Origin of the sequence: Mucilaginibacter sp. KACC 22773, assembly GCF_028736215.1 — a bacterium.
In the GTDB taxonomy this organism is placed as follows: domain Bacteria; phylum Bacteroidota; class Bacteroidia; order Sphingobacteriales; family Sphingobacteriaceae; genus Mucilaginibacter.
The window spans coordinates 3,046,640-3,069,975 of sequence record NZ_CP117883.1; the positions used below are offsets into that span (position 1 = coordinate 3,046,640).

Here is a 23,336-nt window from a genome sequence, read left to right on the forward strand (position 1 = left end):
AATCAATTAATATAGCTATTTTTGCCAAAATATACCATATCAAAAATGACATTTAATTCAAGACCTCAGCGCGAAAGTAACCAGATGGTGTTTGGCATCAGGGCTATCATGGAAGCCATCACTTCGGGCAAAGAGATTGAGGCATTATATATACAACGGGGTGCGGCCGGCGGCTTATCGCACGAACTAAAAGCCCTGCTTACCGAATACAATATTACAGCACAGCAAGTGCCTATTGAAAAGCTCAACAGGCTCACCGCCAAGAACCACCAGGGCGCTGTTGCTTTTATTTCGCCAATTGTTTATCAAAAAATAGAGAACATTATTCCTGATGTTTTTGAAAAAGGCGAGGTGCCGCTGATATTGGTTTTGGATTCTATTACCGATGTACGCAACATGGGTGCTATAGCACGTACTGCTGAATGCGCAGGTGTACATGCCATAGTTATCCCAGCGAAAGGATCGGCTCAGATTAACCCCGATGCTATAAAAACCTCGGCCGGTGCACTGTATAAGATACCGGTTTGTCGCCATGATAATTTTATGCAAACTGTTAGGTTTTTGCAGGAATCGGGCCTGCAGCTGGTTTGTTGTACCGAAAAAACCAAAGAAGATATTTACGTGCCAGATTATACCGCCCCGACAGCCATCATCATGGGATCGGAAGAAGATGGCATCCGCAACGAGATCATCCGCATAGCCGACCACCTGGCTAAAATCCCGATGTTTGGCGAGATTGAATCGTTAAATGTATCGGTATCAACCGGGGTTATTTTATATGAGGCGATAAGGCAGCGCGGGTTGATTAAGTGAGTAGTTGATTAGGTGAATGGTTGTTCGTGATTTTTAACCGATCAACCCGATCAGTCATGCCACAGGCTATAAAATATAGTTTGTGGCCAATTCGCCATGCTCCGGTAACAACCACAAACCGCCGGGCGAATAACTTATATTCCATATCGGGAAGCTTTGTTTTGCTAATTTGATGCACTGCCAGTTGACCTCAACATAAATATTTTTTTAGGAGAATATCGGCTAAAAACTATTTTCCGTCTCACAATAATGGCATAATCGTTTTTTTGCCCAGCCACTGTTTAAAGAATTTTAATTCGGTTTAGCAGGTATAAAAATGGATAATAATCTGTTATTTATCACTGAAATAAAACTAAATAGTTACCGGGTGAATTTGATAACCGTTTAAATAGTTTAAGCAGACAAATTGTTTTTCATTTAATAATCATATTTGATTAAAATTAAAAAGTAAATCCATCGTTTATTCATAAAATTTTGTTACTTTAAACTTTTAAATCGGACTTTAAGATTATTTAAGATAATGATAGAAACTAAGAAGTCGCTATTTGATAACCTTCAGAATTTTTTCGGATTCGACAACTTTAAGGGGGAGCAGGAAGCGATAATCACTAATATCCTGGCGGGTAACGATACTTTTGTTATTATGCCTACAGGTGGTGGTAAATCCATGTGTTATCAGTTACCGGCGCTAATGAGCGATGGTACTGCAATTGTAATTTCGCCATTGATAGCCCTGATGAAAAACCAGGTAGATCAGTTAAGGGCCTTCGGAGGCTCGGATAGTATAGCTCATTTTTTAAATTCGTCGCTTACCAAAGCAGATATTGGCCGGGTTAAAGAGGATGTATTAGCTGGTAAAACCAAGCTATTGTATGTAGCTCCTGAGTCATTAACCAAACAAGAAAATATTGATTTTTTACGCCTTAACCAGGTATCATTTGTAGCCGTTGACGAAGCGCACTGTATCTCGGAGTGGGGACACGATTTTCGCCCCGAATACCGTAAGATACGGCAGGTGATCAGTAATATTGGGGATAATATTCCAATTATTGCGTTAACAGCTACGGCAACGCCAAAAGTTCAGCAGGATATTCAAAAAAACCTGCAAATGAACAATGCTACCATTTACAAATCATCATTTAACCGGTCGAACCTTTTTTACGAAGTACGTGCCAAGCGTAACGTGATTAAGGAGATTGTAAAGTTTGTAAAACAAAACCAGGGTAAATCGGGCATTATTTATTGCCTCAGTCGTAAAAAAGTTGAAGAGGTTGCCGAAGCCCTTAACCTGAACGGTGTTAAAGCCCTGCCATACCATGCCGGGTTAGATCCTAAGGTGCGCGCCGATACACAAGACAAATTCCTGATGGAAGATGTTGACGTTATTGTGGCTACCATTGCCTTTGGGATGGGTATTGACAAACCGGATGTGAGATATGTAATTCACCATGATGTGCCTAAGAGCATGGAAGGCTATTACCAGGAAACGGGTAGGGCAGGCCGCGATGGCGGCGAGGGCGTTTGCGTTGCTTTTTATTCTGAAAAGGATATCGACAAGCTGCAAAAGTTCATGAAGGATAAACCTGTTGCCGAACGCGAGATTGGTACACAGATATTGAAGGAAGTTATTGACTATTGCGAATCGTCGGTTTGCCGCCGTAAGCAGTTGCTGCATTACTTTGGCGAGAACTTTAACGAGGCCGGCTGTAATAACATGTGCGATAACTGCTGCGGCCATAAAGAACACTTTGACGGTGAAGAGCATTTACATAAAGCCCTGAGTTTGATTAAACACATTGGCGAGAAGTTTGACGATCATCACATCATCAGCATCCTGATGGGGGAGGAAAACGCGCAAATTAAAAACTACGAGCACGACACCCTTGAGTACTATGGATCGGGCAAGGAGCAGGGTAAAAACCTGTGGAATTCATTGCTGCGCCAGGCGTTGCTAAGCAATTATTTATCGAAAGATATCGACCAGTATGGTTTGCTTAGGTTAACCAAGCTTGGGAATTCGTTTATTGAGAACCCGCACAGCATCCGTTTTGTGATGAACCATGTGATAGAGGGGACAGATGACGATGATGAAGCAGACGGCCCTAAACAAGGCGGTGGCGCCCTGGATACCCAGTTGCTGCAAATGCTGAAAGACCTGCGTAAAAAGCTTGCCAAACAAAAAGGATTGCCTCCTTTTGTTATTTTCCAGGATCCATCACTGGAAGAAATGTGTACGCATTACCCTGTAAATACCGAAGAACTGAAACAAATTTCGGGGGTGGGTGCCGGTAAGGCTTTAAAGTTTGGTAAACCTTTTACCGATCTGATTCAGAAGTATGTAGACGATAATGATATTGACCGCCCTGTTGATATGGTTATTAAAAGTGCCGCCAACAAATCGGCCCTTAAGGTTTTCATTATTCAGAACATCGATCGTCATTTAAACCTGGATGATATTGCCGCTTCAAAAGGGCTTACCTACGAAGAGATATTGAAAGAAGTTGAAACCATAGTTAACTCGGGTACCAAACTTAACCTTAACTATTACATTGATGAGGTGATTGATGAGGATAAGCAGGAAGAGGTATTTGATTACTTCCGCACCGCCGAGGCCGACTCGATAGATGATGCCCTTGCCGAATTAGGTAACGACGATTACACCCGTGAAGAGGTACAGTTGATGAGGATTAAGTTTCTATCCGAAATGGGGAACTAATATAAAACGATATAGTAAAAAAAGGGAAGCAATCATTGTTTCCCTTTTTTATTGGCCAAAAATCTTAATTTTAATATTCAACTTTAAATCAATTGGCAAAGGCTTTAAAACTGATCGCAATAATTTTGATTTTTGGAATATTGACGATATTGACTCAAATAGGCGGGGTTGTGTACCTGTTGTCGTTTTTAACGCATGCTATTATTAAAAAGAAATTTGTCAATCGATACGCCATATTTGTTATAAAAACTACTACATTCCTTGTGCTTTATATTACATGCACATTTTTAATTATACCTCCGTTGGCCAAATTATTTGGGCGGGTGCCTTTGCCGATGACAAACACCAATAGCCTGCAACCGCTCAATATCCTGACATGTATTTTTAATCGTAACTATGTGCGGCCACAACTAAAAGATGTCGCTTTTAATGCCGCCAGGCAAATGAATGAAAGATATCCCGGTACGGTTATAAATTATTTGGATGCCAGTTTTCCGTTTATTAATAGGTTTCCGTTATTTCCTCACCTAAGCCACAATGATGGTAAAAAGCTTGACTTTGCCTTTTGTTATATCGACAGCAAAACGTCACAATCAACAAATTCAACGCCATCTCCTATAGGCTATGGAGTCAGCGAAATGCCACGACCAGATGAAATAAATACAGCGGCACTTTGCAGCCAGCAGGGGTATTGGCAGTATAGTATGGTCATGAAAATTGTATCCCAAAAACAAAGCGAATTTTTTGTTTGACAGCATGCGGACCAAAAAACTTGTGGAAATACTTGCCTCAGAAAAATCAGTAGGTAAAATATTCATTGAACCTCATTTAAAGGCAAGATTGAACCTCACTACAAGTAAAATACGATTTCATGGTTGCAGGGCCGTTCGGCATGACGATCATATCCACGTTCAACTTATTTAAAGTCTAAATAATCCAGGTTCATATTCCCGTTTGCAACAATGTGAAGTTTTAGCACATGTACACCTTTGGTTAAAGATATTGAGCCGATAGAGTCTGCAGCGCTCCAATGATGCCATTGCCGCCATGCAATAGTATCCTGGTTATCGTGGGTTGATGCTATTTTCATGGGGCCGGTGGCATCTTTACCGTCAACATCTATAGAGATAGCACCATCGCCATTTGATGTATATAAAACGCCTATAGCATAAGTTCCTGATTTGGTTATCTTAACGGTGTAGTTGATCCATTCGCCGGGTTGTGTCCAGCCAACATAAAATTTGTTCATGTCACGCGGCACCTTGTTGTACGGGTTATCGTCAATATGGTCATGAGCCTTGGTGTACGATATATCAACACCTTCTTTCATTCTGAACTCATTTAAAAAAGTTCCGTTGGCGGGGTTAAGCTTGCCGCTGCCGTTATTGGTGCTGTCGCTGTCATGATAGGCTACACCCTCGCCACCGGTATTATAAAATTCGCACTCCAGCCTACCGGGCAGTTCCTGTATTTTATTTTGCCAGGGTTTGCCGGCACCAGTTTGCTTAAATGTAAAGGCATAGCAAAAAAACGCCATACCGAACAAGGACAACAGAATCGTTTTCATTTTTGAGGCTATAGTTGGTTGGCCTAAGGTACCAAAATCAACATAGATTTAACCACAACCGTTTTATTTCGCAATAATCATAAACTCTGTACGCCTGTTTTTGGCCTTGTTTTCATCGGTAGTATTTGGTGCAATGGGCTGGGTTTCGCCATAGCCTTTATAAACAAGGCGGGCAGCGGGTATTCCGTTGGTAACAAGATACTGGTAAACCGATTTCGCCCGGTTTTCTGATAGTGTTTGATTAAATTGAACCGCGCCAACGTTATCTGTATGGCCTGATATTTCGATATGAACAGTTGGGTTTACGTTTAAGAATTCAACCAGTTTTAACAGTTCTGCTTTTGAGTCGCTCTGCAGGTCGAATTTGTTTGTATCAAAGAAAATATTTTTCAGGATCACTTTATTGCCAACCTCTATTGGAGATAATAACGCTTTAATATGGAAAGGTTTCTGCTCTTTGTAACCAACCAGCGAGAAATTATCTGAGTAAAACAAATAACCACTTTTCGAAATATTCAACCCGTAATTTTTGCCCGATGTTATAGTAGCTAAAAAGTCGCCCTCGTTGGCACTACTGTAGTCCTGGTAAACTGGCGTGTTATTTTGCAGGTCAATAATCTCAACGGCGGCTTCCAGCGGCTCATGGGTTTTTATATCGTTTACATTGCCTTTTACATAAGTTACAATATGGGGTCTTAAGCTTGCGGGTAGTTCAAATGTATAAATATCGTACCCCCCGAAGCCATTAAGGTTATCTGAGGCAAAAAAGGCGTAGTTTCCGTAAGCTGTAAGTGTAAGGCCGTTTTCATCGCCATTGGTATTAATTGGATAGCCCAGGTTTTGAGGCTTTTGCCATTTGCCGTCTTTGCCAAGCCTGCTTACAAATAAATCTTTGTTGCCTAAGCCCGGCCAGCCATTTGAACAAAAATAAAAAGTACTGTCATCGGCATGAATAAACGGCGATTGCTCGTCATAGGAGGTATTGATATTGGGCCCCATATTTTCGGGCTCGCCCCAGCCTTTGTCTGTCAGCGACGATTTCCATATATCGTAGCCGCCGTACCCTCCTTTTTTATTGCTTACAAAATACAGCGTACGCCCGTCTGCGCTTATTGATGGCTGCGATTCCCAGCCCGAGGTATTTATGGGCGGACTCAGGTCGAATGGTTTGCCCCAATCATCTCCTCGTTTTTGTGCAATATAAATATCACAACGGCCGCGGCCGTCGGGGCGATTACAGCCCGTAAAAAAAAGGTATTTACCATCCTGCGATATGGATTGCGCCCCCTCGTTGTATTGATCGGTGTTAATGCGGTTGCTCAGGTAAGTGGCGGTATCCCATTTGCCGTTCACTTTCAGGCTTTTATAAAAGTCTTCGTTTTTGTTTATTTTACGGGTAAAAATGAGCATGCTTTCATCTGCCGTAGCCACCGGCAGGTATTCATCATCGGCGGTATTTATATTGGCACCCATATTAATGGGTTTAAACGGTACAGGATGTTGTAGAGCCTGTACGCTAAACTTTGTATCGGCTATTAGCTTTTGGGCTAATGCATTATTCTGGGGCGTTAAATCAGGATAGGTGAGGTATTTTTCCAGGTGCTGTTGTGCCTGTGTGTACTTAGCTTCAAAAATTTCCGTTTCGCCAATTCGCAGGTAAATGGAGCGATTAAATTCGGGATTTAACTGGATAACTTTAAGGTATTCATCAATTGCCTGCTTATAAAGGTGCCGCATTTTTAATACATCCGCCAGCTGTGCATGGGCCTCAACAAACTTCGAATCTTCGGCGATAGCTTTTTGCAGGTTCTCAATGGCATCATCGTAGTAATGCTCATCAAGGTTTTGACCGGCCTGGGCAAAATACTTTATTGCCTCACTGTTTTTGGTGGAATATTGCCTTTGCTGAGACCATCCAGCAACAGAAAAGAACAAAAACAGGGCGAAGACGATTACAACTCTCATCTGTAACAATACGATATATTTATATCGTAAGTTACAAATATTACGGGATATTCAGGTATTTATGCGTTTGTAACGAAATTTCCCATTGAGGATTATTCATCACATAGTCAACAATAAGCGGGGTCATTTCTTTTGATTTTGACCATTCGGGTTGTAAATACAGTTTACAATCGGGTGATACCATTTTGGCGTGATACTCGGCCCATTCAAAATCCGATTTGTTAAATACAATCACTTTTAATTCGTGGGCGTGCTCGGCAACCTGTTGCGTTGGCGCTTTGAACTTTTTTGGCGACAGGCAAATCCAATCCCAATCGCCTGATAGCGGGTATGCACCGGATGTTTCAATAAAAGTTTTTATACCCCGGTCATGCAATTGTGTGGTCAGATAATCAAGATTGTAAATAAGCGGCTCGCCACCGGTTACCACAACAGCCTTTGAAGGATGTATGGATGCATTGGCAACAATCTGATCGGCAGCGGTAAGCGGATGCAGTTCGGCGTCCCAACTTTCCTTTACGTCGCACCAATGGCAGCCAACATCACAGCCGCCAAGACGGATAAAATAAGCGGCTTTGCCGGTGTTGTATCCTTCGCCCTGTATTGTATAAAACTCTTCCATTAAAGGAAGCAGCGTGCCATCGTCTGGAATTTGGTGTGCCATAATATTTTGCAAAAGTACCTAAATAAGCCGAAAGCATGAAGCTGAATGGTAAACGCAGGGTAAAACGTTTATCCGTTTTGTACATCCGGCATGTCCGGCATATCGTTGTGAGCGGTTATTATTAAATAAACAATATTTAAGTACCTGTATCACTGCAATAATTGGTTTTGAATTGTAAATTAGCGTCATGAAATCATAATTAATCTATAAAACAATTGTTACCATGAAAAAACTATACGTTCCAATTATTTTTTTGGCTTTGTTATGTTTTAGCTCGTGTGTTGACATTGAAGAGCATTATGACTTTAAAAGCGACGGCAGCTGCAACGTTGCGTATGGTTTTGACATGAGCAAAGCTGTTTCGGTGTTGGTAAACCTCGTATCCGATTCGTTGAAACAAACACCTCAGTTTAGTTTGATTAAGGATACTACGCTCAATTTTTACAGTGCTATGCCCGATAGTACCCAGCAAAAAATGAATGCCTCCGAAATTGAACTGGCAAAAAGCAGCGACCTTACCGTACATATGAACCTGAAGAAAAGCATTATGAAAGTTGCTATTAATCATAAAGCCAAAGATGCTGCCGATCTTAAATATTACCTTCAAAACGTATCAAAAATAGCGCTAAACAGTCAAATCAGTGCTTTATCAACCGGGGAGAACAATAGTAAAACCCTTGATGCTAAACAAATGGTTGCCGGGCAGGACTATTACTCGTACGAGATAACGCCGCACCGGTTTTACCGGATAGTTGATAAGATAAAGTTTAACGCGTTTTTAAAGAAAACAAAGTCAACTTTTATGATGGCAAAAGCTATGCTGATAGATATGCCCTACAAAGTAGTGTTGAATTTTGCTAAACCGATAAAAAAACTCAATAACCCTAAAGCTGTACTCTCGGCCGACAGGCGAAGCATTACGCTGGTAACTAATATGGACGAGGTAATTAAAAACCCCTCGGTAATGAATTTGAAGATCGATTTTTAGTAAATGACCTGGTATAAAATCGCCGAAATAAAAAATACTCCTGAGCCATTCATCAAAAAAGTAAAAGCCGGAAATAGAAGCATTTGCCTGATAGGCTTTGAGGGCAAGATTTACGCAACTGCAATTAACTGTCCGCATGCGGGATTCGACCTAAGCCAGGGTTTGTGCGTTAAAGGAAAAATTGTTTGCCCTTATCATCGCTACACCTATAACCTAACTACCGGCAAGGGCGGGGAGGGGCAGAATGATTATTTGGAGACTTACCCTGTCGACATCAGGGGCGATGATATTTACGTTGGTATTAATTCTTTTTGGGATAAGGTGAAGCAAGCGTTTAAGTGATAGGTTGATTAAGTTGGATTGTGTTGCTTATAATTAATGGAGTCGGTTTGCGCGATACTATGTATTACCAACAAACTGTGTGTACCACCTGATAATGAAACACCCAGATACACCCTGGTACGGGCTGAAACACCCTGGTACAGGCTGAAACACCCTGGTACGGGGTGGTACAGTATGTCTATCTGATATTATTGCTGCTAACTTAATCTAACTTACTCACCCCAGTCAACTTACTCAACCTAATTATACACTTCTTTATTGGCCGAAGCTAAAGTGTTTTTCAGTAGTCCAATAATGGTCATTAAGCCAACGCCACCAGGTACGGGAGTAATCCACGATGCTTTGGGCGCCACATTATCAAAATCAACATCGCCATAAAGTTTAAAGCCCGATTTTGTTAGTGCCGATGTTTCGCGGTTCATGCCTACATCAATAACTACAACGCCATCTTTTACCATATCGGCAGTGATGAAATTCTTTTTGCCAATGGCCACAATCAAAATATCGGCATCTAAGGTAAATTTTTTGATATCCGGTGTACGGCTATGGCAAATAGTTACTGTACAATTGCCGGGAGTAGTATTCCGCGCCATTAATATACTCATAGGGGAGCCAACAATGTTACTGCGGCCAACTACTACGCAATGCTTACCAGCGGTTTCAATGCCATATTCTTTCAGCATTAATGTAATGCCATAAGGCGTAGCAGGGATAAACGATGGCAGGTTGCGCTGCATCCGGCCCAGGTTTACCGGGTGAAATCCATCCACATCTTTCCTGTGATCAATACGTTCTGTTACTTTCTCCGGATCGATGTGTTTTGGTAACGGGAGCTGCACAATAATGCCGTCTATATCGGCATCAGCATTTAGTTCTTCTACTTTCAATAGCAGTTCATCTTCGGTAACATCGTCTTCAAAACGCACCAGGGTTGATTTAAAACCAACCTTTTCGCAATTTTTGATCTTACTGGCTACGTAAGTTTCGCTTCCGCCATCATGGCCAACTAATACTGCAACCAAATGTGGCTGCCTGCCGGTTTCATTTAATATTTTAGCTGCCGCTTCGGCAATTTCAACCTTAAGTTTTTCTGATACGTATTTTCCGTCGAGTAATTGCATAAAGCCCCCTATCCCCCTAAAGGGGGAACGATAGTGTATAATTTTATTATTATCAGCCAACCTTGCTTACCAGGAAGCTCCCCCTTCAGGGGGATAGGGGGCTTAATCTAATTTCAAAACCGCCATAAATGCCGATTGAGGTATCTCTACGTTACCAACCTGGCGCATGCGTTTTTTACCTTTTTTCTGTTTTTCCAATAGTTTACGTTTACGCGAAATATCACCGCCGTAACATTTGGCGGTAACATCTTTACGTAACGCTTTCACCGTTTCGCGCGCGATGATCTTGGCGCCAATAGAAGCCTGGATTATGATTTCAAATTGCTGGCGGGGTAAAAGTTCCTTCAGTTTTTCGCATATTTTTTTACCAAAATCATATGAATTACCCCTGAATATCAACGATGATAAGGCATCAACAGGCTCGGCATTTAAACGAATATCCAAACGTACAAGATCCGACTGGCGATAGCCTATCTGGTGATAGTCAAAAGATGCATAACCCTTTGATATCGTTTTTAGCTTATCATAAAAGTCAAATACAATCTCGCCCATTGGCATCTCAAAAACAAGCTCCACGCGGTCAGATGTTAAATATGACTGATTGGTAATACTGCCTCGTTTTTGGATACATAGAGACATTACCGGTCCAACAAATTCAGATTTGGTGATGATTGTGGCCTTAATATACGGCTCTTCAACAAAATCAATTTTACTTGGATCGGGCAAATCAGATGGGTTGTTTACTATAATGGGTTCCCCTTTGGTGGTATGGGCAATATACGATACGTTAGGTACGGTAGTAATTACCGTCATGTTAAACTCGCGCTCTAATCGCTCCTGGATAATCTCCATGTGCAGCATACCCAGGAAACCGCAACGGAAACCAAAGCCCAAAGCAGCCGACGATTCCGGTTCAAAAACCAGGGATGCATCGTTAAGCTGTAATTTAGCCATTGATTCACGTAGTTCTTCATAATCCTCGGTATCAACCGGGTAAATGCCGGCAAACACCATTGGTTTCACCTCTTCAAAACCCTGGATACCAACTTCGCAAGGCCTATCAACATGTGTAATTGTATCACCAACTTTTACCTCTCGCGCCTCTTTAATACCCGATATAATGTAGCCTACGTCGCCGGTTTTTATGACATCTTTAGCAAGCGGGCGAAGTTTTAACGTACCTACCTCATCAGCCAGGTATTGTTTTTCTGTAGCAACAAATTTTACTTTTTCGCCTTTTCTAATCTCGCCGTTAACCACCTTAAAATAGGCTATAATGCCGCGAAACGAGTTGAACACCGAATCGAAGATTAACGCCTGTAGTGGTGCTTTAGGGTCGCCAACCGGAGCGGGGACACGCTCTACTATAGCCCGCAGAATATCATGAACGCCCATGCCGGTTTTACCCGAAGCAGCAAGAATTTCTTCGCGCTTACATCCAATCAGGTCAACAATCTGGTCTTTAACCTCCTCGGGCATAGCGCCGGGAAGATCCATTTTATTAAGTACCGGGATAATTTCCAGGTCGTTTTCCAAAGCCAGGTATAGGTTGGATATGGTTTGCGCCTGGATGCCCTGCGCCGCATCAACAATAAGCAAAGCTCCTTCGCAGGCAGCAATGGAACGTGATACCTCGTATGAAAAATCTACGTGGCCGGGGGTATCTATCAGGTTGAGCGTGTATTTTTGACCATCAAGTACATAATCCATCTGGATTGCATGACTTTTTATGGTAATACCCCGCTCGCGTTCCAAATCCATATCGTCAAGCAATTGTGCCTGCGATTCGCGTTGGGTTATAGTGTTAGTGTATTCTAATAACCTATCGGCAAGTGTGCTTTTGCCGTGGTCGATGTGCGCGATGATACAAAAATTACGAATATGCTCCATTGAACCGCAAAAATAACTTTTTAAACCGATAATTGCATAAGGCTAATAAATTAACTGATTCAACGTTAAATTAAGTATCCTAAAATAATGCCGATTGCAGAAAGACTTATACAAGACATTGAAATTAAGCTGGGTAAATCCATTGTTAATATTACTCCTTTAAGCGGCGGAAGCATTAATCGAGTTTACCGCCTGCAAACCGCTATGGAGCGTTTTGTACTTAAGGTTAACAATCGTTTTAATTTTCCCGGCATGTTTAACCTTGAAGCGCAAGGCCTGGAAGCTATCTGTAGTACCCAAACCATAGCCGTACCAGAAGTTCTGCTACAAAGCGAGACGGATACGGAGAGCTATTTATTGATGGAATGGATAACACCCGGGCATACCACGCAAAAGGCATCAGAGGCGTTGGGTGCGCAACTTGCCCAAATGCACAGGCATACATCTCATAGTTTTGGCTTTTATACCGACAATTATATGGGCTCACTTCGGCAAAGCAATCAGTGGCATGAGCATTGGAGCGCTTTTTTTATAGATGAGCGTTTAAAACCTATGGTAAGGATAGCTCAAACAAAACAGCTGCTTACAAATAATGATTTGCGTTTATTTGAATTATTGTATCAAAAACTGCCCGGTTTGTTTACCGAAGAACCTCCGGCGCTTGTTCACGGCGATTTATGGAGCGGTAATTACATGATAGACGCTCATGAAAAGCCTTACCTGATTGATCCGGCAGTAAGTTATAGTAACCGGGAATTTGATATCGCTATGACCACGTTGTTTGGCGGTTTCGACAAAACTTTTTATGATGCTTACCACGCGGGCTATCCATTGCAAACAGGCTGGCAGCGGCGACTTAAACTATGGAACCTTTATCCCTTACTTGTTCATGTTAACCTTTTCGGAAGTGCTTATACCAGCCAGGTACGTGAGTGTTTAGCCAGCTTTGTTTAATTTACCTGGTTAGTACCCTCAACAAATACGGGGGTTTCGGTTACATTAACAGTTAATTTACCGGCCACAGTTGCCACCTGGGTTTTTACCGCCGAAGCTAAGCCTGGTTTTAAATTGTAAATATTTGCTTTTGAGGTCCCCAAATTAAGGATGTAAGTACCTGAGCGCCCTTTCGAGTCGGGAATAGTCAATACATACATTGCTTTTTTACCATTTACATATTTGTCAACCAAGGGGTCGCTATTAATAGTCGATTTATAGGTGTAATTGCCCATTAATGTATTGGTTTGTAATATAAAATCGGCGGCAGGGCGGCGTTTACCGTTTTCTGACAGGCCGGCGGTGGCATATTGAACACTGCTAAATGGTTTATCATCCTGCAACTGGTAATAAAATACCCTTTTGATCCCGTGTCTCATGTACAATAGCGATGTTCTTAATATCCAATCGCCTTGTGTATCCAGGGCTGATTTATTGCCGATGTAGGCGGCTTTCTGATAACTGTATAGATTAATATCATACCCCGACTCGGTAACCCACACTTCCGGTGGTTTGCTTAATGAATTAGATAGTTTTACAAACGAATCGGCAATTTGCCCCGCCATTGAAAGTTCGGGTGCAACGCCGGTTGTTGCGCGTTCATGCTTAAGTATGTTGCCATTATTGTTATAAAAATGGTAATTGATTACATCAAAACACAAGTTGATGCTGCCATCGGCACGGTAGCCCCGGTTAACTTTGCACCAGTTTATCATTCGTTGTACAAAGTTAACATCGCAGCTTGCAAGGCCGCCCATTACTACCTGCATAGCCGGATCGGCTGTTTTTACACCTGCATTGGGGCCGAGTTTTCCTTTATTGCCATCATAAAAGGCCGACATGTTGGCTGCATACTCTTCTGGGCTTTGCTGCGTGGCAGGGCCTTTCCACCATTTATCGCGTTCGTTATCACATTCCATAAATTTGATAAGGCCCATCCCGATTTTAACAACATTCACCTCGTCATTATTCCAGCGCGGACGGCTATCAACTTTTACCAAAGCCTTATCTATAGCGGTGTTATATCCATATCTGGCGGCAAATTGGAATGCAGTTCGTGCCTGGTCGGCGTATGACGCCGGATCGCTTTTATCCAAACCGTATGGCGCGGGTACGTTTTCGTTGTCGCGCATCCCGGTAGGGTAGGTGGCTTCCATCCAGTTGGGGCAGTTTTTAAGATCGGCAAGTACTAAAATCCCATCTTGTTTACAACGTGTATACATCAAATCGTAATCCCAGCTACCGTTGTTTGTAGGGTTATAGGTGTAGTTTCCCCTGGTATTTTCCAGCTTATTCCAGTTCATATAATGCCGTACCGAACTGAACGATTTAATGACAGCCATGTTGGCTTCGTAAATTGTATGGTGCAAGTTAATGTTTGCCGGGTCCTGTAAAAAATTCCATTCGTAGGCGTTAATGCCAAACATGTTTTTTAAGGCTATAGCATTTGGCTTTGCAGAGTTATCGCTAAGTATAAGTTTACTTATCTTCACGCTGTCCCTTGTATCCGCTTTTTTATCTTTTTCGGCATGGCAGTTGCCAAAAAACGATGTAACAGTAACAATGAGCATCAGGTACTTGTAATGAAATAATATATTCATCGTTTTTGCCGATTTTTTTTTGCCGATAAGCTACAAATTTAAGTTTAAATTAATCAGAGGGCAGGGGAATTGAAGTGTTTACGACCTGTGTATCTTCAAAGTTGCATAGTTCAGCATTATACCTGTATTTAAAAATACAAATTATTGTTTATCAGAATATTAAAAACGCCTGTAATGATATTTTATCAATAGCGGAATAAATAAGGCCGAAATATCTTTCGGCCTTATATTTAAACAATTAAAATTAAGTGTTATTTAACTTTAACATAAGTTTCAATGATAACATGGTCTATTTTCAGGCTATCTATTTTTTCAATGCCGGTTTGTATAAGCGTATCACCTTTAAATTGAACGGTAAATTTAAAATCCCTGTTTTCCCACTCCCGGGCATCGCAATAGGCCAGGTGTTCGGCATAATCGTTCCCGGCAAGGGTATAAGTACCGCTACCCGAACTATAAACAGGCTTGGCGGTTTTGCCGTGCGCCAAATCATGAGTAAAGAAGGCGAAATTAGTTGCATTAAAAATTTTGACCATTTCTTCATCTTTTGATGGGGTAGTTGTCACGGTATCGCCTTTTGTAATGGCTTTGCTGTTGATCAAATGCCAGGTGCCAATTAAAGGCTGATCTGGTTTTGGATCTGCTTTGGTCTCTTTTTGCTTACATGATGATAGTACAACTGCGCAGATTAATACGGTATAATAAAGCTTCATAATAATGGTTGGTTTGCACAATATTACTATTAAATGCCGAACAAAAAAAGCAGCTTACATTACTGTTCGCTGCTCAAAAAACATTGTTTATTTTGTTACTCTCCCCGCTTTAAACCAAACTTCTCAATCTTACTGTACAGGTGACTGCGCTGAATATCAATATCATCGGCAGTTTTTGATACGTTCCAATTGTTTTTTTCCAACTTGAATTTAATGTATTCCCGCTCGGCAAAGTCCTTATACTCCTGGAAATTATTGAACTGGTCGAAATCAGTTTGGGGTGCTGCGTGGCTATCTGCTACTGCTGCTGCCGGCGCCGTTGGATTGGCAAATGCCCTTACGTCATTGTCGGTAATGGTTTTATCGCTCAAAATAATCAAACGCTCAACCATGTTTCGCAATTCACGAATGTTTCCTGTCCATGGTAATGCTTTAAGGGCATCAATTGCAGCGTCCGAGATCTTTTTAACCGGCATACCGTATTCATTGCAAATCTCGTCAAGGAAACTTTGAGTAAGCAAGCCAATATCGTCTTTCCGGTCGGCCAACGGTGGTACGTGAATTAATATAACACTTAAGCGATGGTAAAGGTCCATCCGGAAGTTGCCGGCTTCAATTTCTTTCAATAAATCTTTGTTGGTTGCAGCTACAACGCGCACATCAACATCAATTTCTTTTTCGCCGCCTACACGCGTAATCTTACTTTCCTGCAGGGCGCGCAATACCTTGGCCTGTGCCGATTGGCTCATGTCGCCTATTTCATCAAGGAAAAGTGTACCTCCGTTTGCCGATTCAAATTTGCCAATACGTTGTTTTATAGCCGACGTAAATGAGCCTTTCTCGTGCCCAAACAATTCGCTCTCAATTAATTCAGATGGGATGGCGGCGCAGTTAACTTCGATGATGGGTGCATTTGAGCGGTGCGATTTTTCATGCAGCCAGCGGGCCACTAATTCTTTACCGCTGCCGTTTGCGCCGGTAACCAGTACGCGGGCGTCTGTTGGGGCAACACGATCAATAGTTTCTTTTATTTTAAGTATGGCCTGGGAATTACCTAATATAGGGCGAACCTTGGATACTTTCCGTTTTAATACTTTGGCTTCTACAACCAAACTTCCACGGTCGAGCGCGTTACGTACAGTTATAAGCAGGCGGTTTAAATCAGGTGGTTTCGATATAAAATCAAAGGCGCCTTTTTTGCTGGCTTCAACGGCAGTTTCAACGGTGCCGTGACCGCTTATCATGATGAACGGTAAATCGGGTTTCAGCGCCAAACCTTCGGTAAGCACTTCCATGCCATCCATCCGGTTCATTTTTATATCGCAAAGTACCAGGTCAAAATCTTTCTTTTCAATTAATTGCAGGCCGTCAATACCGTTATCTACGTCCTCAACCTCGTAATCTTCATACTCCAGAATTTCCCGCAAAGTACTGCGTATTGCCCGTTCATCATCAATAATTAAAATTTTTGCCATGTTTTATATATGTAATAGGTTGTAATTGTTCTGTCGCTAATATATCGTTTTGTATAGAAAAACAAACACTTTTGCTTGTAAACAAAAATAACCCCTTCCTGTTTGCAGGAAAGGGTTATATAATTCAGCAGCAAACCTGTAAGCCGGGTTCTGTATTGCCCCTAAAGGCAACTTCTATCATTAATCTGGCCCTGCCATTGCTGACAGGTTTAAACAACCTACCCATCTTAACGTCGCCAACAAGTTGGCGAGCGGGAGCGAGCAGCCCCACTTTCAAGACCTATTTGGTTTTTCAACTCCTGAGGTTTACCGTCATCTCCGGTCGCCCGGAAAAGCCGTGAGCTCTTACCTCACGTTTTCACCCTTACCCCGGTTTTCACCGTGGCGGTATTTTCTCTGTGGCACTTTGCTGTCGCCGGCTGCCGGCGCCTTCCCGTTAGGAAGCAGGATGCTCTGTGTTGCCCGGACTTTCCTCCACTAATAAATTAGCAGCGATAGAACGTTTTGCAGGTACAAAGGTAGCAGTTTTAGTTCATAGTTGATGGTTCATAGTTCATAGTCTGACCAGGAATCTATTGTTTAGCTAACGTGCAGCGCCAATTACCTATTTACATTTCTCCAAATCGCCCTGAACCTGCTGCAAGCTTATCGTGCCTAATTTATTGCCGAATGAGTTGGTAACATAAGTAAGTACCTTGGCAATTTCGATGGGGGCAAGGCTATCAGCAGGCATTTCTCCATCAAAAGTTTTGTTATTGATATTAATTTGTCCCTTAAGCCCTTTTTTAAGAAAGCAGGCCAAGGCGTTTTTATTCTTTTTAAGATAGCCTGAATCCGTAAGCGGTGGTATCAGCGCCTGCAAACCCTCGCCTTTGGTGCCGTGGCAGTTTGCGCAGCGGGTAAGGTAAATGACGCTGCCACCAGAGTAATAGCGGTTAAATTCAAGCTGCCCATCGTTCTGGCATGAAAAAAAAATGACTATCAACAGTAATAAAATCCCCCCTGTTACTTTGAATTTCATTTGGCTGCGGCTTGGTCTGGTTCGGCCTTTAGTATTTTGATGTCGGCTATCATTTTATCCACTTCTTTGGGGTCGGTACCTTCGTACGTTCCGCGGATGCGTTTTTGTTTGTCTATCAATATAAAAAAGCCATCATGTATATATTGCCCGGCGGGATTTTTTTCCTGTACTGTTTGCAGGTAGCTTTTGGCTATGGTATAAGTGCTGCCTTTATCGCCATGCAAAAGCCACCAGTTGTTACCACTAAGCCCCATTTTATCGGCATAGCGCTTAAGTACCTGAACGGTATCATATTTAGGGTCGATGGTGTGTGATATGATCCGGAAATTATCGTCGGCCTTAAACTCCTTATAAACATTGAGCATGTTGCGGTGCATTACCGGGCAGATAGAAGGGCAGGTGGTAAAAAAGAAATCGGCCACATATATTTTACCATCGAGGCTTTTTTGTGTTATAGTATCGCCATACTGGTTCACAAATTTAAAATCGGGAATAGTGGCGTAGGCTGTATCCACAACCGATTTTCCATCCACCGTTTTAGTAACAGGCTCTCGGTTGCCTAAAATAGGCAGTTTGCTTTGTTTATTGTTACAGGCATTTAACACCGATAATACGATAACGCCCAAAATTAATTTGCGCATTTATTTTTTATTTGGAGTAAGATATTTGTCAGATTCGGTTATCGCATTGCTGATTTGAACGTCGATAGCCGCGATTTTCTTTTTTTGATCGCGCAGGTAGTCGATGATTTCCTGGTGCGATTTGCCTTTGTTTTCCACGTCAAACTTGTGCATCCAATCGCTCATGGCGCCATCTGCGTCATCAACCAGCTTAAGGCAAACTTTTGCCGAATCGTTAATGTCAGCTACGTTTTTAACCAGGCTATCCAGCAACATTTTGTTTTTCATCAGGTGCTCGTCATTAGCCATTACCTTGTCGTGCACGGCAATAACGCTATCCAGTAGCAATTTTTCCTGTTTTTTATTGTCGGCACATCCCGATAAAATGGCAAGGCTTAATACAATCCCGATATACTTTTTCATGGTTGCGTTTTGTATTGGCAAATATTGTAAATAAAGCTATTAATGTTAACTATTTAGTTGCCTTAAATAATAAACATAGTCGGTAATGGGTAAAGCTTCGGTGCTGGTAAGTTTCAACTGCTGGCCGGCCTGGGCCCGTGTATGTGTGCCATGATTTATTACATGTGTAAGAATATCGCTTACAGAAGTTTGATTACTGCCCAATGCGTTTTGGTATATGATAACTCTGTTCAAATCGTCTTCGGTAATTCGTTCCAGGAAGCCAAGCCACTCTTCATTATATTCGTTTACCAGGTGGGTACAATGCTCAATGGTATACTCTTTGGGCCATAATTCGGCATTGGGATAAGGTTCCACATCATTTACCCTATCCAGCCAACGCCGTTCGGCAGCAAGCAAATGCGACATCAACTTTATAGGGCCCCTGGGATTGCCTGCTTCTGCAATTGCTTTTAATAAAGCATGGTTAGCGAAGTGGCCGTATTTGAACATTTTTATAAAATAGCTTTTCATATAACACGAATTTATAAACACGAATGTCTCGAATTGAATCGAATTTCACGAATTGAATGGACACGAATGTCTCCAATTGAGTTGAATTTCACTGATTAGGGTGGTTAACGCAGATAAAAAGTTGGTTAAATAATAAACTATGCCTTTATAGTTCGTGGAATTGGCCTTAATTCGGGATATTCGTGTTAGTGAAATTCGTGTTTAACAATTTGATAATACAGTTGTTACAATTATGTTATATCCCCATGGTACCTTTAGATAATTAAACAACAAGGTTATGAAATTTATCAATGTGTTTTCAAGGCTCATTAGTGGTATAAGGGAGTGGATGATGTTAAAAAGCATGAAATCATCCTTCATCCATTAATAATAAAACTTTATACCCCGGTTTCGTAAATAATATTGCAATTTTGGACCCTCGTAGTCCATTTAATGAAATTCACTCCACAGCATACTGCTCTAAACAGAGAACTTTTTGGCCCCGATTTTAATTGGGGCGTATCTACTGCTGCATTCCAGATTGAGGGTGCTCATGATGCCGATGGCAAGGGCGAATCTGTTTGGGACAATTTTACAACGAAAAAAGGTAAAATATTAAATGACGATCATGCCCGTACCGCCTGCGATTTTTACAACAGGTACCAGGAGGACATCGATCTTATTAAAAAATTGAATATTCCTAATTTCCGGTTCTCGATATCATGGACACGTTTGTTACCCAATGGTACGGGTGTAGTTAACCAGGCAGGCATTGATTATTACAACCGCGTTATTGATTATTGCCTTGAGCAGGGGGTAGAACCCTGGGTAACTATTTACCACTGGGATTTGCCATTAGTGCTTGAGCAAAAAGGAGGATGGGCCAATCGTGATGTTATTACCTGGTTTAGTGAATTTACCACCTTATGTGCGCAAAACTTTGGCGACAGGGTAAAACATTGGATGGTAATGAACGAACCGGTGGTTTTTACAGGCGCCGGTTATTTTTTTGGTATCCATGCTCCGGGACGTAGTGGTATCAGGAGTTTTACATCGGTAATTCACCATGTTGTTTTAAGCATAGTTGCAGGGGCAAAAATATTGCGTAAACTGGTGCCCAATTCGCAAATTGGCAACACGTTTTCTTGTTCGCAGGTTGAGCCTTTAACCAGTAAGCCGCGCGACGTAGCAGCAGCTGTTCGGGTTGATGCCCTGATAAACCGCCTTTTTATCGAACCGCTTTTAGGAATGGGCTACCCGATTAAAGATTTACCCGCTTTAAAAGGAATACAAAAATATATTTTACCGGGCGATGAGGACAACATGAAGTTTGATTTCGATTTTATCGGAGTGCAAAATTATACGCGCGAGATTGTCCAATATTCCTTTTTTACGCCTTACGTAAACGCACGCATTGTTAAAGCCGAAAACCGCAAGGTTGAATTAACAGCAATGCGCTGGGAAATTCATCCCCCGGCTATTTATCATATGATAAAAAAGTTTGCCGCTTATCCGCAAATAAAGAACATCATTATTACTGAAAACGGCTCGGCCTTTCCGGATGAGGTTACCGACGGCGAAGTAAACGACCCCAAACGCCTCCAATACCTGCAGGATTATTTGAGCCAGGTTTTAAAAGCAAAAAATGAAGGTTGTAATGTTAACGGCTATTTTGTTTGGACGCTTACCGATAATTTTGAATGGGCCGAAGGATATCACCCGCGGTTTGGTTTAGTCCACGTAGACCATACTACGCAAAAACGGATTATAAAGGCATCGGGTAAATGGTTTGCCGGTTTTTTAAAAAAGCCCGTTAAACACGAAGAGTTTACTTTGGAAGCGAGAAGTAGAATGTAGTACCGTGTTCGGTATCGCTTTGAAACCAAATACGCCCATTATGCTTTTCGATGATTTGCCGGCATATTGAAAGGCCCAGTCCAAATGATTTTTCACCCTCGGTACCAGGGCGCTTTGCATCTGTAAACATATTAAAAACCTGGCTTTTAAGTTTGTCTGGGATGCCAATGCCACTATCTTTTACCGAAATTTGCACTTCCCGTTCAAAAACTTCAACCTTAACAAATATTGGCGCACCGGCCGGGCTGAATTTTATAGCATTGCTAATTAAATTACTTACTACACGCCATATTTTTTCGCGGCTTATCATAAGCTCAAGGGGGCTGGGTAATAATTCAAGGCTGATGGTTTGGCTTTTCTCTGCAGCTTTAAAGCGTAGCAGTTCAACACTGTTGGTAAGCAGGCCGTTAATTTCAACTTGCTCAAGATTTAATCCGGTATTGGCCGAATTTGTTGCTTCCAATATCTCATTTATCAGTTCTAATGAGTTAAAGGAGGTTTCTTTGATCAGGTTAAGCATTTCTTTTTGCTCATCAGTATAATCATCTTCGCCCATTACGGAAGTTAGCGATGCTATACCGCCAATAGGGTTACGCAGGTCATGAGCTACAGTACGTAAAATTCTATCTTTCTCCTGGCTGTTTAATTTAAGTTCGTTCAAAGCGTGTTCAAGATGGGTGTTTTGTTCGTTTATCTGTTGGTTTAGCCTTCCAAGTGTTTGAATGTTCTTTTTTGATTTCTGCCAATTCAGGAACACCAGCGAAATGATCATAACCAGCATCACCACAAAAACTATGGTTACATTAAGATAAATATTTTGTTGCTGATTGTTCTTTTTAAGTTTGTCAAACTCATTATCCTTTTCAAGGCGCTTTATTTGTTCGGCTATGTCCGCTTCCTTAAGCGCCTTGTTTTTTTGATTGATGGAGTCTTTTAAGGCATCATACTGTATAAAATATTTAATCGCTTCGTCTGGCTTACTTTTTTTTACCAAATATTCCGACATTAAGTAATTCCAATCCGCCCTGGCATCCTGCTGGTGTAAATATTCAAACTGTTTTTTTATTACATTTAATATGTTTAGCAGCGAATCTGCCTGGTTTAGATTGTTGTACACGGCGGCCAGCTTTAACTCTGCATATTGCGCATCCTGGTTGTCGTTACCTTTCCGCAAATTAATACGGATGCTTTTTTTTAGCAAAGTTTTAGCCTGGCTATACTTTTTAAGGCCAATATACACATTGGCAAGGTTGCCGTAAATAACACCGCGGGCCACATCAAGCATTTCTCTTCGGTCGCGATATTGTATTTGGTGCTGGTCAATGTAGTCAAGTGCTTTGTTATAAAAAAAAAGAGCGCTATCGGTTAAGTTTACGGCACTATAGCTTAAGCCTATGTTATCCGTCAATTCCTGCGTACGATAAAATGCACCGAAATTGCCAGCACACGCGGCGCTTTCTTTTGCACTGTTTTTAAAGTATGCTGCCGCCAGCCGGTAGTGTTCTTGTTTATACATGATCATACCCATCCGGTAGCTGTAGTCGCTCAAAACGCACTCATCTAAATTATTGTTACCAATTATTTTGCCGTGATAAAAGTTTTCATATGCCTCGTTATACCTGTTTTGGTCAAATAAAACATCGCCTTTATAAAAATATGATTGCCCATACTCGGTGGTATATCCCGACTTTTTATCAGGTGTGTTAAACAGATTGAGCATACTATCTGCATATAACAGGGAGGTATTTTTATCACCCTTTACAGAATAAAAGTAGTTGTAATTAAACCGGTAATAGCTATAAGTTTGAAGCAGGTTAAGGTTTTTTGAATGGCGGTACGCCGAATCCAGGTAGTGGATGGCTTCTTCTTTTTTGCCGCCATCGTTCATATTGCTTACCGAATCAAGTACCTTGTTAAACGCCGCCGACGACAAAAACGAATTTGCAGCCCGGTTGCAGGAAAAAATTATGATAACGAAGCAAATGAAAAGCAACCTCGTCAGCATGTTGATGTGAAGCCCGTTTCGGAATATGCTTTTATAGTTGAACATTAATTTTAATAACCAGGGAATTGGG

Annotated in this window: 20 protein-coding genes and 1 other RNA gene; 7 read left to right on the forward strand and 14 right to left on the reverse strand. The window is 41.6% G+C overall.

Annotated elements, in window-relative coordinates; genetic code table 11:
* Positions 1 to 45: 45 nt before the first annotated feature.
* From rlmB to PQ469_RS12800, 3 genes are all read left to right on the forward strand, one after another.
* Positions 46 to 813, forward strand: coding sequence for a 23S rRNA (guanosine(2251)-2'-O)-methyltransferase RlmB (gene rlmB, locus PQ469_RS12790; RefSeq protein WP_090650107.1), 768 nt, complete (start codon positions 46 to 48; stop codon positions 811 to 813).
* A 523-nt stretch (positions 814 to 1,336) separates the two neighbouring features.
* A complete protein-coding gene (gene recQ / locus PQ469_RS12795; protein ID WP_090650451.1) occupies positions 1,337 to 3,529 on the forward strand; it encodes a DNA helicase RecQ in 2,193 nt (730 codons plus the stop codon).
* Between the two features lie 302 nt (positions 3,530 to 3,831).
* Positions 3,832 to 4,281 (forward strand): hypothetical protein, encoded by a 450-nt coding sequence (locus PQ469_RS12800; RefSeq protein ID WP_274213308.1) that lies wholly within the window; start codon positions 3,832 to 3,834, stop codon positions 4,279 to 4,281.
* Positions 4,282 to 4,445: 164 nt separating this feature from the next.
* On the opposite strand, the gene PQ469_RS12805 is transcribed toward PQ469_RS12800, so the two are convergent.
* From PQ469_RS12805 to PQ469_RS12815, 3 genes are all read right to left on the reverse strand, one after another.
* The gene (locus tag PQ469_RS12805; RefSeq protein WP_274213309.1) at positions 4,446 to 5,096 is read right to left on the reverse strand and encodes a carbohydrate-binding protein; all 651 of its coding nucleotides are present in this window, start codon (positions 5,094 to 5,096) and stop codon (positions 4,446 to 4,448) included.
* A gap of 63 nt (positions 5,097 to 5,159) precedes the next feature.
* Entirely contained in the window at positions 5,160 to 7,061 is a 1,902-nt protein-coding gene (locus tag PQ469_RS12810; RefSeq protein ID WP_274213310.1) for an OmpA family protein, read from the reverse strand.
* Between the two features lie 40 nt (positions 7,062 to 7,101).
* The gene (locus PQ469_RS12815; protein ID WP_274213311.1) at positions 7,102 to 7,725 is read right to left on the reverse strand and encodes a 7-carboxy-7-deazaguanine synthase QueE; all 624 of its coding nucleotides are present in this window, start codon (positions 7,723 to 7,725) and stop codon (positions 7,102 to 7,104) included.
* Positions 7,726 to 7,948: 223 nt separating this feature from the next.
* On the opposite strand from PQ469_RS12815, the gene PQ469_RS12820 reads away from it, so the two are divergent.
* Positions 7,949 to 8,713 (forward strand): hypothetical protein, encoded by a 765-nt coding sequence (locus PQ469_RS12820; RefSeq protein ID WP_274213312.1) that lies wholly within the window; start codon positions 7,949 to 7,951, stop codon positions 8,711 to 8,713.
* Positions 8,714 to 8,716: 3 nt separating this feature from the next.
* Positions 8,717 to 9,055, forward strand: a complete 339-nt coding sequence (locus PQ469_RS12825; protein WP_274213313.1) for a Rieske (2Fe-2S) protein — start codon at positions 8,717 to 8,719, stop codon at positions 9,053 to 9,055.
* 239 nt (positions 9,056 to 9,294) lie between these two features.
* Here the strand turns inward: PQ469_RS12825 and PQ469_RS12830 are convergent, their stop codons facing one another.
* On the reverse strand, positions 9,295 to 10,176 hold the full coding sequence (locus tag PQ469_RS12830; RefSeq protein ID WP_090650124.1) for a bifunctional 5,10-methylenetetrahydrofolate dehydrogenase/5,10-methenyltetrahydrofolate cyclohydrolase: 882 nt from the start codon (positions 10,174 to 10,176) through the stop codon (positions 9,295 to 9,297).
* 102 nt (positions 10,177 to 10,278) lie between these two features.
* Entirely contained in the window at positions 10,279 to 12,066 is a 1,788-nt protein-coding gene (gene lepA, locus PQ469_RS12835) for a translation elongation factor 4 (RefSeq protein ID WP_090650127.1), read from the reverse strand.
* Positions 12,067 to 12,153: 87 nt separating this feature from the next.
* Between lepA and PQ469_RS12840 the strand changes: the two genes are divergently transcribed.
* Positions 12,154 to 13,020 (forward strand): fructosamine kinase family protein, encoded by an 867-nt coding sequence (locus PQ469_RS12840; protein WP_274213314.1) that lies wholly within the window; start codon positions 12,154 to 12,156, stop codon positions 13,018 to 13,020.
* Here the strand turns inward: PQ469_RS12840 and PQ469_RS12845 are convergent.
* From PQ469_RS12845 to PQ469_RS12880, 8 genes are all read right to left on the reverse strand, one after another.
* Complete coding sequence (locus PQ469_RS12845) at positions 13,017 to 14,660, reverse strand: hypothetical protein (RefSeq protein WP_274213315.1); 1,644 nt, start codon at positions 14,658 to 14,660, stop codon at positions 13,017 to 13,019. The two genes, PQ469_RS12840 and PQ469_RS12845, sit on opposite strands and share 4 nt — an antisense overlap.
* Before the next feature lie 251 nt (positions 14,661 to 14,911).
* Complete coding sequence (locus tag PQ469_RS12850) at positions 14,912 to 15,373, reverse strand: hypothetical protein (protein ID WP_274213316.1); 462 nt, start codon at positions 15,371 to 15,373, stop codon at positions 14,912 to 14,914.
* A gap of 95 nt (positions 15,374 to 15,468) precedes the next feature.
* The gene (locus PQ469_RS12855; RefSeq protein ID WP_274213317.1) at positions 15,469 to 16,848 is read right to left on the reverse strand and encodes a sigma-54-dependent transcriptional regulator; all 1,380 of its coding nucleotides are present in this window, start codon (positions 16,846 to 16,848) and stop codon (positions 15,469 to 15,471) included.
* Positions 16,849 to 16,971: 123 nt separating this feature from the next.
* An RNA gene (gene rnpB / locus PQ469_RS12860) (RNase P RNA component class A) lies at positions 16,972 to 17,359 on the reverse strand.
* 93 nt (positions 17,360 to 17,452) lie between these two features.
* Positions 17,453 to 17,869, reverse strand: a complete 417-nt coding sequence (locus PQ469_RS12865) for a c-type cytochrome (RefSeq protein ID WP_274213318.1) — start codon at positions 17,867 to 17,869, stop codon at positions 17,453 to 17,455.
* Positions 17,866 to 18,510 carry an SCO family protein gene (locus tag PQ469_RS12870; RefSeq protein ID WP_090650143.1) on the reverse strand — a complete coding sequence of 215 codons (645 nt, stop codon included), beginning with the start codon at positions 18,508 to 18,510 and terminating at the stop codon, positions 17,866 to 17,868. Before PQ469_RS12870 ends, PQ469_RS12865 begins: the two co-directional genes overlap by 4 nt.
* Positions 18,511 to 18,912, reverse strand: a complete 402-nt coding sequence (locus PQ469_RS12875; RefSeq protein ID WP_274213319.1) for a hypothetical protein — start codon at positions 18,910 to 18,912, stop codon at positions 18,511 to 18,513.
* A gap of 45 nt (positions 18,913 to 18,957) precedes the next feature.
* Positions 18,958 to 19,425: a DinB family protein gene (locus tag PQ469_RS12880; protein WP_274213320.1), complete on the reverse strand. Its 468-nt coding sequence runs from the start codon at positions 19,423 to 19,425 to the stop codon at positions 18,958 to 18,960.
* 432 nt (positions 19,426 to 19,857) lie between these two features.
* On the opposite strand from PQ469_RS12880, the gene PQ469_RS12885 reads away from it, so the two are divergent.
* Entirely contained in the window at positions 19,858 to 21,261 is a 1,404-nt protein-coding gene (locus PQ469_RS12885; protein ID WP_274213321.1) for a GH1 family beta-glucosidase, read from the forward strand.
* Here PQ469_RS12885 and PQ469_RS12890 read toward each other — a convergent pair.
* The gene (locus PQ469_RS12890; RefSeq protein WP_274213322.1) at positions 21,233 to 23,311 is read right to left on the reverse strand and encodes a tetratricopeptide repeat-containing sensor histidine kinase; all 2,079 of its coding nucleotides are present in this window, start codon (positions 23,309 to 23,311) and stop codon (positions 21,233 to 21,235) included. The two genes, PQ469_RS12885 and PQ469_RS12890, sit on opposite strands and share 29 nt — an antisense overlap.
* Positions 23,312 to 23,336: the final 25 nt, after the last annotated feature.

Coding starts and splice junctions, on each gene's coding strand:
- PQ469_RS12815 (WP_274213311.1), bottom strand. CDS start 7,725: ATGGCACACCAAATTCCAGACGATGGCACGCTGCTTCCTTTAATGGAA.
- PQ469_RS12865 (WP_274213318.1), bottom strand. CDS start 17,869: ATGAAATTCAAAGTAACAGGGGGGATTTTATTACTGTTGATAGTCATT.
- PQ469_RS12805 (WP_274213309.1), bottom strand. CDS start 5,096: ATGAAAACGATTCTGTTGTCCTTGTTCGGTATGGCGTTTTTTTGCTAT.
- PQ469_RS12810 (WP_274213310.1), bottom strand. CDS start 7,061: ATGAGAGTTGTAATCGTCTTCGCCCTGTTTTTGTTCTTTTCTGTTGCT.
- PQ469_RS12885 (WP_274213321.1), top strand. CDS start 19,858: ATGAAATTCACTCCACAGCATACTGCTCTAAACAGAGAACTTTTTGGC.
- PQ469_RS12825 (WP_274213313.1), top strand. CDS start 8,717: ATGACCTGGTATAAAATCGCCGAAATAAAAAATACTCCTGAGCCATTC.
- lepA (WP_090650127.1), bottom strand. CDS start 12,066: ATGGAGCATATTCGTAATTTTTGTATCATCGCGCACATCGACCACGGC.
- rlmB (WP_090650107.1), top strand. CDS start 46: ATGACATTTAATTCAAGACCTCAGCGCGAAAGTAACCAGATGGTGTTT.
- PQ469_RS12850 (WP_274213316.1), bottom strand. CDS start 15,373: ATGAAGCTTTATTATACCGTATTAATCTGCGCAGTTGTACTATCATCA.
- PQ469_RS12840 (WP_274213314.1), top strand. CDS start 12,154: ATGCCGATTGCAGAAAGACTTATACAAGACATTGAAATTAAGCTGGGT.
- PQ469_RS12820 (WP_274213312.1), top strand. CDS start 7,949: ATGAAAAAACTATACGTTCCAATTATTTTTTTGGCTTTGTTATGTTTT.
- PQ469_RS12870 (WP_090650143.1), bottom strand. CDS start 18,510: ATGCGCAAATTAATTTTGGGCGTTATCGTATTATCGGTGTTAAATGCC.
- PQ469_RS12890 (WP_274213322.1), bottom strand. CDS start 23,311: ATGTTCAACTATAAAAGCATATTCCGAAACGGGCTTCACATCAACATG.
- PQ469_RS12830 (WP_090650124.1), bottom strand. CDS start 10,176: ATGCAATTACTCGACGGAAAATACGTATCAGAAAAACTTAAGGTTGAA.
- PQ469_RS12875 (WP_274213319.1), bottom strand. CDS start 18,912: ATGAAAAAGTATATCGGGATTGTATTAAGCCTTGCCATTTTATCGGGA.
- PQ469_RS12855 (WP_274213317.1), bottom strand. CDS start 16,848: ATGGCAAAAATTTTAATTATTGATGATGAACGGGCAATACGCAGTACT.
- PQ469_RS12845 (WP_274213315.1), bottom strand. CDS start 14,660: ATGAATATATTATTTCATTACAAGTACCTGATGCTCATTGTTACTGTT.
- PQ469_RS12880 (WP_274213320.1), bottom strand. CDS start 19,425: ATGAAAAGCTATTTTATAAAAATGTTCAAATACGGCCACTTCGCTAAC.